The following is a 13201-nucleotide window of genomic DNA, read 5'->3' on the forward strand; positions in this document are numbered from 1 at the left end:
CTCGCGAATGGATGTGCTTCCTGTCGTTCCGGTGCGTCGGGATGTTGTGTTCGCGAGCAAGCTCGCTCAGACAGGAGGTGCGTGTCGGGCATTTCGTGGGCATAAAAAAACCGCACCCGAAGGTGCGGTTTTCCTGGCCGTGCCGCAGGCTCAATTAACCTGGGCGCCCTTGGAGATCCAGTCTCCGACGAGCTTGCGCTCTTCCGGGGTCATCTGGGTGATGTTGCCCAGCGGCATTACCTGCGAGGCTACGGCCTGCGCCTGGATGCGCGGGGCGAGCTGCTGGATCTGCTGCGGGGTGTCGAACATCACGCCGGCCGGCGCGGTGCTGAACAGGTTGCTGGTCGGCTTGGCCGAGTGGCACACGGCGCAGCGTTCCTGGATGACGTGATGGACCTTGTCGAAGCCTTCGGTCGAACCTGCAGTGGATGCCTGGGCCGGGGCGGCCTGAGCCTGCTGGGCAGCGGCGGCCTTGGCGGTTTCCTCGTCCTTGGCGCGTTCGGCTGGGGTCTTGCCGCCGATGGCGGTTTCCGGCAGCGGCTGGTACTCGACCTTCGGCGCCTGAGCGGTGCTGGAAGAAGCATCGCTGCTCGGCCAGTTCGGGCCGGTGACGAAGGCCAGGGCGATCATGCCGACGGCGCCGGCAGGCAGGGCCCAGGCCATGCCGTTGCCTTCGTGGCGGGTGTTGAAGTAGTGACGCACGATCACCGCCAACGCCGCGATGCAGGTCAGGATCAGCCAGTTGTAGTGGCTGCCGTAGGTGCTCGGGAAGTGGTTGCTGATCATGATGAACAGCACCGGCAGGGTGAAGTAGTTGTTGTGGCGCGAACGCAGCAGGCCTTTGGCCGGCAGTACCGGGTCGGGCTCGCGGCCTTCCTCGATGGCCTTAACCAGCGCGCGCTGGGCCGGCATGATCACGCGGAACACGTTACCCACCATGATGGTGCCGATGATGGCGCCCACGTGCAGGTAAGCACCGCGGCCGCTGAACACCTGGCTGAGCAGGTAGGCGGCGAGCACCAGCAGGCCGAACAGGATGGCGCCGAGCAGGGCGGGCTTCTTGCCCAGCGGCGAGTCGCACAGGGTGCTGTAGACGAACCAGCCGGCGATCAGCGAGCCGATGCCGATAGCGACGGCGGCGGCCGGAGCCAGGTCGCTGCCTGGGGCGATCAGGTACAGGGTCGGGTTCAGGTAGAACACGATGGTCAGCAGGCAGACACCCGACATCCAGGTGGAGTAGGCCTCCCATTTGAACCAGTGCAGGTTGTCCGGCATTTTCGGCGGGGCGAGCTTGTACTTCTCCAGGTGGTAGATGCCGCCACCGTGGATCGCCCAGAGGTCACCGGAAAGTCCCTCGCGCGGGTTGGCGCGGTTGAGGTTGTTCTCCAGCCAGACGAAGTAGAACGAGGCGCCGATCCAGGCGATGCCCACAATCATGTGGACCCAGCGGACCAGCAGGTTCAGCCATTCGATGAGATGTGCTTCCACAGTTTTTTACCTCTTGCCCGGATACCGCCGTCGCGGTGTGCGGGCCTCTCTTATTAGTTTGCTTGGGGGTCGAGGAGGAGCTGTTCGTCCTCGGTGAAGAAATGCTCGTCGCAGTTGTTGCCAGAACCGCTGCGATCGACCACCAGGAAGTCATCCCGCTTTTCGATCGTCAGCACCGGGTGGTGCCAGACGCCGCGGTGGTAATTGACGCCCTGCTTGCCGTTGGACAGGAAAGCGCGGGCGAGACCCGATACAGGTACATCGCCAACTGGCGCGACCACGATCAGAAATTGATTGCCGAGCAGCGGGATGAACGCCTGGCTGCCCTGCGGATGACGCTCCAGCATGCGGATGCGCAAGGGCATCTCCAGGGATTCGGCGCTGAAGATGCTGATGATTGCCTTGTCATCGGGCTGCGCCGTTTCGACGGTGGCGAGCTTGTGATAACGGCGGGTGGAGCCGTTGTTGATCATGAAGAAATCACTGCCTTCGGTCTCGATGACATCACCGAACTGGGCGAAGGCTTCCTTGGTCAACGGCTCGATCTTCAGGGTACGCATGGCTGGTCTTCTTATTTCGTTGTTCGCATGGACCCCTTCCAGAGAGAAGGGGAGTGAAGGTCCGCTCGCTCAGAGCTGCTGCAGGCGGAACATCGCGATCTTGTTGATTTCCGCCAGGGCGGTCTGGAACTCCTGCTCCGGCGTGTTGTGGATGCGCTCTTCGAACGCGGCCAGGATCTGATGGCGGTTGCTGCCCTTCACCGCCTTGATGAAGGGGAAGCCGAACTTGGCCTTGTAGGCGTCATTGAGTTCGGTGAAGCGGGCGAACTCCTCGGCGGTGCAATCCTGGATGCCGGCGCCGGCCTGTTCGGCGGTGCTGGAGGCGGTCAGCTCGCCACGCACGGCGGCTTTGCCGGCGAGGTCCGGGTGCGCGTTGATCAGCGCCAGTTGCGCGTCGTGGCTGGCGGACAGAAGGATGTCGGCCATGCGCTGCTGTAGCAGTTCGATGTCGTTCAGGCTGTCATCGACGCCCAGGTCATAGGCTTTCTCGGCGACCCACGGGGAGTGCTCGTAGATGTCGGCGAAGGCGTTGATGAAGGCGGCGCGGTCGAGGCTGGCCGGGGTCAGTGTCTGGAAGCGGCTCATGCCTGGTTCTCCTGCGCTTTGAACGGGTGTTTCTCGTGCCAGTGCTTGGCGATCTCTACGCGACGGGCGATCCACACCTTTTCGTGACCTTTAACATACTGGATGAAGCGCTCCAGCGAGGCCATGCGCGCCGGACGGCCCAGCAGGCGGCAGTGCATGCCGATGGAGAGCATCTTCGGTGCGCCCTCGGCGCCCTCGGCGTAGAGCACGTCGAAGGCATCCTTGAGGTATTCGAAGAAGTCGTCGCCCTTGTTGAAACCCTGCACCTGGGTGAAACGCATGTCGTTGGTGTCCAGGGTGTAGGGGATCACCAGGTGCGGTTTCTCGGCGGTGCTCGCCGGGTCCCAATAGGGCAGGTCGTCGTCGTAGGTGTCGGAGTCGTAGAGGAAGTTGCCGTCTTCGCGGACGATGCGGCGGGTGTTCGGGCCCAGGCGGCCGGTGTACCAGCCCTGCGGGCGTTGGCCGGTCAGCTCGGTGAGGATGCGCACGGCCTCGAACATGTGCTCGCGTTCCTGCGCCTCATCCATGTACTGGTAGTCGATCCAGCGGTAGCCGTGGCTGCAGATTTCGTGGCCGTCGGCGACCATTTGACGGATCGCCTCGGGATGGCGCTGGGCGGCCATGGCCACGGCGAACACGGTCAGCGGCAGGTCGTACTTCTTGAAGAGCTTGAGCAGGCGCCACACGCCGGCACGGCTGCCATATTCGTACAGCGATTCCATGCACATGTTGCGCTCGCCCTTGAGCGGCTGGGCGGCGACCATTTCGGAGAGGAAGGCTTCGGATTCGGCGTCACCGTGCAGGATGTTGCGTTCGCCGCCTTCCTCGTAGTTGAGGACGAAGGACAGGGCGATGCGCGCATCGTTCGGCCAGTGCGGGTGGGGGATGTTGTTGCCGTAACCGATCAGGTCGCGTGGGTAGTCAGCGCTCACTGCAGTGTTCCTTCTTGTGGTTGGCGGTCGGCGCCGGGTCGGTGGACTGTGCGCTGCCGTTGATGGCTGCATTGTATACAAAATGTTAGGCGGTCTGTAAATACAATCTGCGCAACGGTCGTTTCATTCCGTTCGTCAGCGTTCGATGGGCTCCGGACGCGCGGTGTGCTGGGTTCGGAAGCGCCTGGGCAGTGGTTTCGGCCTTTGGAGGCCAGGGTTCCAAAGGGGGTGGTAGGGCCTTTTTGCAGAGTTTAATCACTTTTTTGTATACAATTAATCGTGCTGCTGGGTATATTCGCTGCAACCAAACACCGCGCGGGCTGCCATCCAGGTGACCCGCCGATCCGCATCAACAAGACAGAGGAGGAAGGTGTCGGACGGCTGCGCCGCAGGACACCGATAAGCCCATGGGACGCCTGACCACCCACGTACTGGATTCCGCCCACGGTTGCCCCGGCCACGGCATCAAGATCGAGCTGTATCGCGTCGAAGGCCAGCAGCTGGAGCTGATCGCCACCCGTGTGACCAACGATGACGGTCGCTGCGACGAGCCGCTTCTGCAGGGCGACGCCTTCCGCGCCGGCGTCTACCAGCTGTTGTTCAATGCCGGTGATTACTACCGTGCCCGTGGTGTCGAGCTGCCCCAGCCGGCGTTTCTCGACCAGGTCGTGCTGCGCTTCGGCATTGCCTCGGAAAGCGACCACTACCACGTGCCGCTGCTGATCTCCCCCTACAGCTATTCGACTTACCGGGGCAGCTAGTCCCCGCCCCGGTCTTCCCCCGGACTCTTCGTGGAGTCTTCCTCAGCCCGCCCACACTGCGGGCTTTTTTTTGCGCGCAACTCTGCTTTACCAGCGCGCAGGCAGGCGCGACTCGAGGATTTGAACTAGAAATCAGGGAGTTATTATTTCGAGGGATGTCATGAGCAGGATTCTGATCGTCGACGAGCAGCCGGTAACACGCCATGCCTTGCGGCTGATGATGGAGGCTGATCGGCATGAGGTCGTGGGTGAGGCCGACAATGGGCCTGAAGCATTGCAGCAGGTGCGTGCCTGTCGTCCCGACCTGATGATTCTGGAGCTGTCGATTCCCCGGCTCGGTGGTCTGGAGGTCATCCAGCGCTTGGTGGCGCAAGGTGCGACAGTGAAGGTCCTGGTGCTGACCTCGCGTGACTCGGAGTATTTCGCCGGTCGTTGCCTGGCGGCGGGTGCGGCTGGCTTCGTCAGCAAGCAGGAGAACCCCCAGGCAGTGCGCGAGGCAGTGCGGGCGATCGCCCAGGGGCACAGCTATTTCCCCAGTCATGCGCTGGGAAGTGTCGCTATGGCGGAGGAGGTAGGCCATGGCGATTTGCTCAAGGAGCTATCGGTCCGCGAGTTGACTGTGCTGCAGTTGCTGGCGGGTGGGCTGAGCAACGTGGCCATTGCCGATCAGTTGTCGATCAGCGACAAGACGGTGAGCACCTACAAAGTGCGCCTGATGCAGAAGCTGCATGCCAAGTCGTTGGTCGAGCTGGTGGATATCGGGCGCCGACATGGGTTGGTGGAGGGCGATGCGTCCGACGCAATGGCGGAGCCGGCTCCCATGTCGGCGGCGCAGGCGAAGGAGCTGGCGCTGCTGCGCACTATGCTCGATGCACAGCCCCATCCCATGACTGTCCGGGGGCTCGATGGCCGTATCCTGTTCTGCAACCGCCATACGCTGGAGCTGCTCGGGCTGCAGTTGGAGGATGTGGTGGGCAAGATGGTGGGTGACCTGGGATTGTTTGCCAGCCCTCACGAGGCAGAACTGCTGGGCCGGCAACTGAGGGACGCGATCAGTCGTGGCGAGCCCTTTGACGCGGATGTGGAGTTTCGCTCGCAGAACGGGCGCGAGGTCTACCAGCATTGGGTCCGGCCTTACCGCGACAGCGAGGGAAATCTGGTGGGCGCGCTGTGCGGCTCGATCAATGTCACCGGGCGCGACGAACTGGTGCGCGAACTGCGCAGCGCGAACGCGCGGGTCGATGCAATCAGCCGCGGCAAGAGCCAGTTCCTGGCTGGCATGGGCAGCGAATTGCAGGGGCCTTTGCAGAATGTCCTGGCGATGCTGGAACTGGCGCGAAACCAGAGTGATTCTGCACGGCGTGACGAACCCCTGGCGGTAGCGCTGAAGCTGACCGGCAACCTGTTGTCGCTGCTGGATGACCTGCAGTTGCTCAGTCGCGCCAAGTCCCGGCGCTTGCCGCTGGCGCCCGAGGACATCGATGTACGTACATTGCTCGAACGACAACTGGAGCTCATCGGAGATTCTGCCCGGGCCAAGGGAATCCGCCTGGAGACCGATTTTGGCCTGGCCTTGCAGACGCGCGTCTGGGGCGATCCGCAGCGACTGCGCCGGGTGATGTTCAACCTGCTGGATAACGCCGTGAAGCACACCGAGGTCGGGACGGTGCTGGTGCGGTTGCGCGCGCGGGGGCAGGGAGCGGCGATGGTCAACGTCGAGATCGATGTCGTCGATACCGGGTCGGGAATCTCGGTTGAGGATCAGCAGCACCTGTTCGAGCCGTTTTCCTTCCCATTGGAGGACGAGCGTGTACGCAGCGGAGGTACCGGCCTGGGCCTGGCATTGTGCCGCAGCCTGGTGGAATTGATGGGCGGGCAGATTGATGTGAAGAGCCAGCCTGGCGTCGGTTCGGAATTCAATGTGCAGATCTCGTTGCCTGCTTCCGCGCACTAGCGACGATCGCTGCCCCATGAAAATCCCTGCCCCATGAAAAAGGCCCCTTGATCGGGGCCTTCTTCATGGGGCAGGGGCGGGTCTTACAGGAAGATGAACTTCGCCACGAAGATCGCGCACAGCGCATAGAGGCTGATGGTCACATCCTTGTGGCGGCCGGTGAAGACCTTCATCGCCACGTAGGTCACGAAGCCCAGGGCAATGCCGTCGGCGACCGAGAAGGTCAGCGGCATCATGATCACGGTGACGATGGCCGGGATGGTTTCGGTGTGCTCGTTCCAGTCGATGTGGGCCATGCCGCCCATCATCAGCATGGCGACGTAGATCAGCGCGCCGGCGGTGGCGTAGGCGGGGATCATACCGGCCAGCGGGGCGAAGAACATCGCCGCGACGAACAGAACGCCCACCACTACGGCAGTCAGGCCGGTGCGGCCACCCGCGGCGACACCCGCGGCACTTTCCACGTAGCTGGTTACCGGCGGAACGCCCAGCACCGCGCCGAAAGCGCTGGAGGTGCTGTCGGCCTTCATCGCCTTCGACAGGTTCTCGATGCGGCCGTCTTCACGGACCAGGTGAGCACGTTGCGCGACGCCCATCAGGGTGCCGGCGGTGTCGAACATGTGCACGAAGAGGAAGGCCAGGATCACGCTGATCATGGTCACGTTGAACGCGCCGGAAATATCCATCGCCAGGAAGGTCGGCGCCAGGCTCGGCGGCATGGAGAACACGCCGCCGAACTGGACGATACCCAGGGCGATGCCGGCCACGGTGACGGTGAGGATGCTGATCAGGATGCCGCCGAACACACGACGGTATTCCAGCACCGCGATCATCAGGAAGCAGATCGCGGCAAGCAGCGGGCCGGGGCTGGTCAGGTCACCCAGGTGGACCAGGGTGGCGGGGCTGGCGACCACGATGCCGGCGGTCTTCAGGCCGATCAGCCCGAGGAATAGGCCGACGCCGGCGCCCATGGCGAAGCGCAGGCTGACCGGGATGCTGTTGAGCAGCCATTCGCGAATGCGCGAGAAGGTCAGGATCATGAAGGCGATGCCGGAGATGAACACCGCGCCCAGCGCGATCTCCCAGCTGTAGTTCATGGTCTTGACCACGGTGTAGGTGAAGAAGGCGTTGAGGCCCATGCCCGGCGCCAGGCCCACCGGCCAGTTCGCATACAGGCCCATCAGGAAGCAGCCGAGCGCCGCGGCCAGGCACGTCGCGACGAAGGCGGCGCCATGGTCGATACCGGCGTCGGCCATGATGTTGGGGTTGACGAAGATGATGTACGCCATGGTGATGAAGGTCGTGAGACCCGCGGCGAGTTCGGTCTTCACGGTGGTGCCATGCTGGCTGAGCTTGAACAGGCGTTCGAGCAGGCCGGTGGCGGGGGGACTGGATGCAAAGGCTTGTTGTTCTTGTTTGGTGCTTTCCACAGCGGTACTCCTCAACGCTCTTGTTGTTGGTCCCTTGCCGTCGGCTGGTTCACCTGCGTCCCTTGCGCTAACGGAAAGAGTTGTGAGGGTGTGAATGTTGACCTTTGGGTCAGGAAGTCACGCCGCGATTATGCAGTTGTGTACAAAAAGTTCAAATAATGTTTAGTGCCTGGATGAAAGATTTTTACAAGAAAAGGCTCGGAATGGTCGCAGGATGGAAACGATTCATCCCACGCATGGCGCGGCATTGGCAGCGATCGAGAGTCGTTCGTGACGGCTGCACGATAGTGGCCACTTTGTGTACACTGTGCCCCATGCCTGGCCCGCGGCCAGTTTCACTTCAGCCCCCCACGGATTTCGTGCCGGTTCGCACCGGCTGAGCAGGGTTCGACTCCGATGACCGACCAGTTGCAACAGATCAGGAAGCAGCCGCGCAATGGCAAGGCCCGCAGCGGCACGCAGGACGAGATCGTCTACGCGCACATCTTCGACGCCATCCTCGAGCAGCGCCTGGCGCCCGGTACCAAGCTGAGCGAAGAAGCCCTCGGCGAAATCTTCGGCGTCAGCCGCACCATCATCCGCCGCGCCCTGTCGCGCCTGGCCCACGAGCAGGTCGTCCTGCTGCGTCCCAATCGTGGCGCCGTGGTGGCCAGCCCGAGCATCGACGAAGCTCGGCAGATTCTCTTCGCCCGCCGCACCGTCGAGCGCGCGATCACCGAGCTGGCGGTGGACAACGCCAGCAGCGATACCCTCGCCGAACTGCGCGACATGGTGAAGCAGGAGCAATCCAGCTTCGCCCGTGGCGACCGTGGCGCGGGCATCCGCCTCTCCGGCGAGTTCCACCTGAAGCTTGCCGAGATGGCGAAGAACGCACCGCTGGTGGTATTCCAGCGCAGCCTGGTCTCGCAGACCTCGCTGATCATCGCCCAGTACGAAAGCGGCGGTCGCTCGCACTGCTCGTTCGACGAGCACAACGAGATCCTCGACGCCATCGAGAAGGGTGACAAGGAAAAGGCCGTGACCTTGATGATGCACCACATGGCGCACATCGACGATAAGCTGAACCTGGACGTGGACGGCGCCTCCGGCGACCTGCACGCGGTGTTCTCGCATCTGCTGGCCGGCAAGAAGAAGCCGCGCCGTAGCAAGGCAGACGCCGACTCGGCGGCCTGATCGCCGAGCCAGAAAAAAGCCCCGAATCTGCGGGGCTTTTTCGTTTCAGCACCGACGGCCTTTTGTAGGAGCGAGGGGGACGTCCAGTCCTTGCTCGCGAACGCTTTATACCTTGAGGCTCCGGCGTGATGCGGGTTCGCGAGCAAGCTCGCTCCTACAGGGAGGCTGTGGAATTCGGGGTTTGCTGCCAGCCTCCGCCCAGCGATTTGTAGAGCAGCACCAGCGTCGTCCCCACGGCTTCCCGGCCGCGCACCTGTTGCTCCTCGGTAGCCAGCAGTTCGCGTTGGGCACTGAGCACGTTGAGGAAGTCCACGGCACCGGCCTTGTACTGCTCGCGGGCGTTGGCCAGGGCGGTGCGGCCATGCTCGGCGGCGGTGTCGAGGCTGGCCAGGCGGCGCTGGTCGGCGGCGTAGTCGGTGAGTGCATCGTCCACCTCGCGCCAGGCGTTGAGCACCGTGCGGCGGTAGGCGATGGCCGATTCCTGTTGCTGCGCTTCGCGCAGGGCGAGCATGCCTTTCAGGCGGCCACCCTCGAAGATCGGCAGCGACACGCTCGGACCGATACCGAAGGTACGGCTGTTCCAGTCGCCAAAGTTGGACAGTTGCAGCGCCTGGAAGCCGAAGCTGCCGTTGAGGCTGATGCGCGGGTAGAAGTCTGCCGTGGCCACGCCGATGCTGGCGGTGGCAGCGTGCAGCGTGGCTTCGGCACGACGGATATCCGGGCGGCGCTGGGCCAGCTCCGAAGGCAGTCCGATCGGCACGCCACGGGGCGGCTGCGGCACGGGCCTGGCCTGGGCGAGTTCGGCCTGCAGCGCGCCGGGAGCCTCGCCAAGCAGATAGCCCAGGGCGTTGATCAGCCGTGCCTGGCGCTTCTGGCTGTCGGGCAGGCGCGCTTCGATGCTGGCGACCTGGGTCAGGGCTTCGGCGACATCCAGCTCGGTGGCGACACCATCGGCGCGGCGCAGGCGGGTCAGCTCCAAGCTGCGCCGGGCGATCTCCAGGTTGCTGCGGATGATGGCTTCCAGGTCCTGTTCGGCGCGCAGCTGCAGGTAGTTGCGCGCGGTCTCGGCGAGCACCGAGACGAGCACGTCGCGGCGGCTTTCCTCGGTGGCCTGGACGTTCGCATCGGCAGCCTCCAGTTCACGGCGTACGCGGCCCCAGAAGTCCAGCTCCCAGGACAGGTCGAAGCCGCCGTCGAGCTGGTTGAAGCTGTCCTTGCCGGCTTTGCCCGAGGGGTCGTTCAGGCCCACTTCGCTGTTGCGCTTGCGCTGGTAGCCTAGGTCTGCGCCGACATTGGGCACGGCATCTCCGCCCAGCGCCTGGCGGATCGCCCGGCTCTGCTGCAGGCGTGCGTCGGCTTCGCGCAGGTCGAGGTTGGCGGCGGCCACGCGGCGTTGCAGGTCATCCAGCCGTGGGTCGCCGAGCAGCTTCCACCATTGCGCTTCCATGGGCGCGTTGAGCGCCTGGCTAGGCGCCTGGCCGCGCTGGGTGGACCAGTTCACCGCGTCTGCATCGCCAGGGCGTTGGAAATCCGGGCCGACACTGCAGGCGCCGAGCGCGAGCAGGGCAAGGCCCGCCAGTAGGAACGGGGGCGTGCGGGCGGCGATCATTGCACGGCCACCTTCTGCTCATTGCTGGCGTGCTTGCCGGTGTCGATCCGCGCGATCACCGACATGCCCACGCGCAGTTTGTCGCGCAGCGGCTGGTCGGCGTCGAGGACGATCTTCACCGGGATGCGCTGGACGATCTTGGTGAAGTTGCCGGTGGCGTTGTCCGGGGCGATGGGCGCGAAGCTCAGGCCGGTGGCCGGGGCGATGCTGTCGACGTGGCCGCGCAGTTTTTCGCCGGGGAAGGTGTCGATGCTGATCTCCACGGCCTGGCCAGGTTGTACGTCGGTCAGCTGGGTTTCCTGGAAGTTGCCGACCACGTAGGCATTCTGCAGCGGCACCACCGCGAGGAGCGCATTGCCCGGCGTGGTGTAGGCACCGACACGCACGGCGCGGCGGCCGACCATGCCGTCGAAGGGCGCGCGGATCTCGGTGTACGACAGGTTCAGTTGCGCCTGCTGCAACTGCGCCTGACCGCGCTTCAGTGCGCCGAGAGCCTCGGCCTGCTGGGCCAGCAACACGTCGAGCTGCTTGCGGGCGGCCAGCGCGGCGGCCTTGTTCTTCTCCAGAACGGCTTTCGCCGAATCGACGCGCGAGCGCGCCTGCTGGGCGTTCTGCAGGGTGCCAGCGCCCTGGGTAGCCAGGTGCTGGTAGCGGTTGAGCTCCTGCGCGGCAAAGGTCAGCGCGGCTTGGTCGGCCTGCACCTGGGCGGCGCTCTGGGCAATCACCGCCTGCTGGCGTTCGAGGTCGGCGGCGACATGGTGGTGACGCGCCTCGGCGGCCAGCACGTCGGCTTCGGCGGCTTCCAGCGCTGCGCGGTAGTCGCGGGCATCGATGCGCGCGAGAACCTGCCCGGCCTTCACCGACTGGTTGTCTTCCACCAGCACTTCCTCGATGAAGCCGGCGATCTTCGGCGCCACCAGGGTGAAGTCGGCATGGATATAGGCGTCGTCGGTGCTCTGCTCGCGGGCGGGGCCCAACAGGCGCAGCAGCAGGTAGATGACTAGGGCGAGCAGCAGCACGGCAACCAGGGCCAGACTGCCGCGACGGGAGCTTAGTTTCGACATGGGCAGACCTTTCAATCAGGAGAAGTTCAGTTAGCAGGAACCACGGGGCGCGGCGGATAGACCCGCAGCGGCATCAGGGGAATCAGCACGAGCAGGGCGGCGGCCAGCCAGGCCATCGCCAGCAGCGTGTCGGAGGCGGCGAGCACGCTGGCCTGGCCGCGTACCTGTCCGGCGAGGCGCCCAATGCTCTCGGCGCCGCCCAGTTGTTCCAGGCGCAAGCCGAGGGCTTGCGAGGCGTTGCCCAGGTGATCGACCAGGCGGTTGGAGTGGTAGTGCTCGCGCCAGGTCATCAAGAACGAGACGATGGCGCTGCCCATCACCGCCGAGAACGCACGCACGCTGTTGAACCAGGCCGAGGCGAACGGCCCTTCGATGGGGGCGACCACGCTGGTGGCGGACATCAGCAGCGGCACGATGGCCATTGGCTGGCCGATGATCTGCAACGCCAGCAGCCAGTAGAAGTTCTCCCGCGTCCATTCGCTGGTCAGCTGGCTCATGCCGAAGGCCGACAGGCCGCACAGGCTGATGCCGATGGCCAGCACCCAGCGGCAATCCACGCGGGGGATGTTGCACAGCGCGGCAATCAGCGGCAGGGAGATCAATTGGGGCAGCGCCACCAGCAGCGCCATGGGGGCCGATTGCAGCGGGCGATAGCCGTGGGCCGAGGCGAGGTAGGACGCTGGCACGCCGGAGCAGGCGCCGAGCACTACCAGCACGCCTGCCAGGGTGATCAGCGAGTGGGTGAAGTTGCGCCGCTTGAGGATGTCCAGGCGGAAGAAGGGCAGCGGGTGCGTCCACTCGTTGATAAAGAACGCCACCAGCAGCCCGGCACCACCGACCACCAGCAGGGTGACCAGGTCGGATTCGAACCAGTCCAGGCGCTCGCCCTGCAGCAGGCCCATCACCAGCATCAGGACGCCTGGGAGGCCGAGTGTGATGCCCAGGTAATCGAACTGGCGCAGACGCTCCAGGCGCAGCGGGTCCTGCGGGATGCCCCAGGCCACGGCAGCCAGCGCCACCGCGCACAGCGGAATGACCTGCCAGAACACCCATTGCCAGCCGACGAATTCGGTCCACAGCGCCGCCAGCGGCATGCCCAGGTTAGGCGCGAAGGTAGCGGTCAGCGCATAGGCGCCCAGGCCGTAGAGCTTGATGCCCGGCGGCAGGAAGCGCAGCGCCACGGTCATCAGCATCGGCGGCATGCAGCCACCGGCGAAACCCTGCAGCAGGCGCAGCAGGTAAAGCGTTTCGACATTCGGCGCGAACGGGCAGAGAAGTGCCAGCAAGGCGAACATGGCGATGGCGCCGAGGGTAAAGCGGCGCAGTGACACGGTGACCGAGAACCAGGGCGCGAAGGCCATGGCGGCGACCTGCGCCGCCGAGTACAGGGCGATCAGCCAGGTGCCTTCGTCGTGACCGATGGACAGTGCGCCGCGCACATCGGTCATGGCCAGGTCAGTGACCTTCTCATTGAGGCCGGCGCTGAGTGACGCGATCAGTACGCCAATCATGCCGACCACGATGCGCAGGCCGAACGGCTGCGCCACGGGCTTGGCAGGCTGTGCGGCCGATTGCAGGCTGGCGGCGGAAATCGGGGCGAGCGCGGTCATGGCCGGCCTCCATGGGGATGGCCGATGCCGCCGCC

Annotated in this window: 11 protein-coding genes; 3 read left to right on the top strand and 8 right to left on the bottom strand. The window is 64.6% G+C overall.

All coding sequences use genetic code 11. The features are described 5' to 3' along the window. Positions 1–150: 150 nt before the first annotated feature. From AC2T4A_RS15470 to puuE, 4 genes are all read right to left on the bottom strand, one after another. Entirely contained in the window at positions 151–1488 is a 1338-nt protein-coding gene (locus AC2T4A_RS15470) for a urate hydroxylase PuuD (RefSeq protein ID WP_478379398.1), read from the bottom strand. A 53-nt stretch (positions 1489–1541) separates the two neighbouring features. Next, positions 1542–2048 (bottom strand): ureidoglycolate lyase, encoded by a 507-nt coding sequence (locus AC2T4A_RS15475; protein WP_416748465.1) that lies wholly within the window; start codon positions 2046–2048, stop codon positions 1542–1544. A 69-nt stretch (positions 2049–2117) separates the two neighbouring features. Next, positions 2118–2633 (bottom strand): 2-oxo-4-hydroxy-4-carboxy-5-ureidoimidazoline decarboxylase, encoded by a 516-nt coding sequence (gene uraD / locus AC2T4A_RS15480; RefSeq protein ID WP_478379397.1) that lies wholly within the window; start codon positions 2631–2633, stop codon positions 2118–2120. Then, positions 2630–3565, bottom strand: coding sequence for an allantoinase PuuE (gene puuE, locus AC2T4A_RS15485; protein ID WP_416748461.1), 936 nt, complete (start codon positions 3563–3565; stop codon positions 2630–2632). The genes uraD and puuE overlap by 4 nt, the downstream gene beginning before the upstream one ends. Before the next feature lie 407 nt (positions 3566–3972). Between puuE and uraH the strand changes: the two genes are divergently transcribed. Both uraH and AC2T4A_RS15495 read left to right on the top strand, forming a co-directional pair. After that, complete coding sequence (uraH, locus tag AC2T4A_RS15490; protein WP_478379396.1) at positions 3973–4326, top strand: hydroxyisourate hydrolase; 354 nt, start codon at positions 3973–3975, stop codon at positions 4324–4326. A 160-nt stretch (positions 4327–4486) separates the two neighbouring features. Next, positions 4487–6280 (top strand): ATP-binding protein, encoded by a 1794-nt coding sequence (locus AC2T4A_RS15495; protein ID WP_486741120.1) that lies wholly within the window; start codon positions 4487–4489, stop codon positions 6278–6280. Positions 6281–6363: 83 nt separating this feature from the next. Here the strand turns inward: AC2T4A_RS15495 and AC2T4A_RS15500 are convergent, their stop codons facing one another. Beyond that, complete coding sequence (locus AC2T4A_RS15500) at positions 6364–7710, bottom strand: NCS2 family permease (RefSeq protein WP_348586734.1); 1347 nt, start codon at positions 7708–7710, stop codon at positions 6364–6366. Positions 7711–8106: 396 nt separating this feature from the next. On the opposite strand from AC2T4A_RS15500, the gene AC2T4A_RS15505 reads away from it, so the two are divergent. Next, positions 8107–8883 (top strand): GntR family transcriptional regulator, encoded by a 777-nt coding sequence (locus AC2T4A_RS15505; protein WP_017517526.1) that lies wholly within the window; start codon positions 8107–8109, stop codon positions 8881–8883. A 154-nt stretch (positions 8884–9037) separates the two neighbouring features. Here AC2T4A_RS15505 and AC2T4A_RS15510 read toward each other — a convergent pair whose 3' ends face one another. Genes AC2T4A_RS15510 through AC2T4A_RS15520 form a run of 3 tightly spaced genes read right to left on the bottom strand, consistent with a single transcriptional unit; the run spans position 9038 to position 13166 of the window. After that, entirely contained in the window at positions 9038–10492 is a 1455-nt protein-coding gene (locus AC2T4A_RS15510) for an efflux transporter outer membrane subunit (RefSeq protein WP_486741121.1), read from the bottom strand. Next, complete coding sequence (locus AC2T4A_RS15515) at positions 10489–11556, bottom strand: HlyD family secretion protein (RefSeq protein ID WP_416748454.1); 1068 nt, start codon at positions 11554–11556, stop codon at positions 10489–10491. The genes AC2T4A_RS15510 and AC2T4A_RS15515 overlap by 4 nt, the downstream gene beginning before the upstream one ends. A gap of 26 nt (positions 11557–11582) precedes the next feature. Continuing rightward, entirely contained in the window at positions 11583–13166 is a 1584-nt protein-coding gene (locus AC2T4A_RS15520) for an MFS transporter (protein WP_486741122.1), read from the bottom strand. Positions 13167–13201 lie beyond the last annotated feature (35 nt).

This window comes from Pseudomonas sp. PVC-3-1, assembly GCF_057444315.1.

Excerpts from the sequence above, each read along its gene's own strand:
- AC2T4A_RS15475 (WP_416748465.1), bottom strand. The coding sequence starts at position 2,048 with ATGCGTACCCTGAAGATCGAGCCGTTGACCAAGGAAGCCTTCGCCCAG.
- uraD (WP_478379397.1), bottom strand. The coding sequence starts at position 2,633 with ATGAGCCGCTTCCAGACACTGACCCCGGCCAGCCTCGACCGCGCCGCC.
- uraH (WP_478379396.1), top strand. The coding sequence starts at position 3,973 with ATGGGACGCCTGACCACCCACGTACTGGATTCCGCCCACGGTTGCCCC.
- AC2T4A_RS15495 (WP_486741120.1), top strand. The coding sequence starts at position 4,487 with ATGAGCAGGATTCTGATCGTCGACGAGCAGCCGGTAACACGCCATGCC.
- AC2T4A_RS15505 (WP_017517526.1), top strand. The coding sequence starts at position 8,107 with ATGACCGACCAGTTGCAACAGATCAGGAAGCAGCCGCGCAATGGCAAG.
- AC2T4A_RS15510 (WP_486741121.1), bottom strand. The coding sequence starts at position 10,492 with ATGATCGCCGCCCGCACGCCCCCGTTCCTACTGGCGGGCCTTGCCCTG.
- AC2T4A_RS15515 (WP_416748454.1), bottom strand. The coding sequence starts at position 11,556 with ATGTCGAAACTAAGCTCCCGTCGCGGCAGTCTGGCCCTGGTTGCCGTG.
- AC2T4A_RS15520 (WP_486741122.1), bottom strand. The coding sequence starts at position 13,166 with ATGACCGCGCTCGCCCCGATTTCCGCCGCCAGCCTGCAATCGGCCGCA.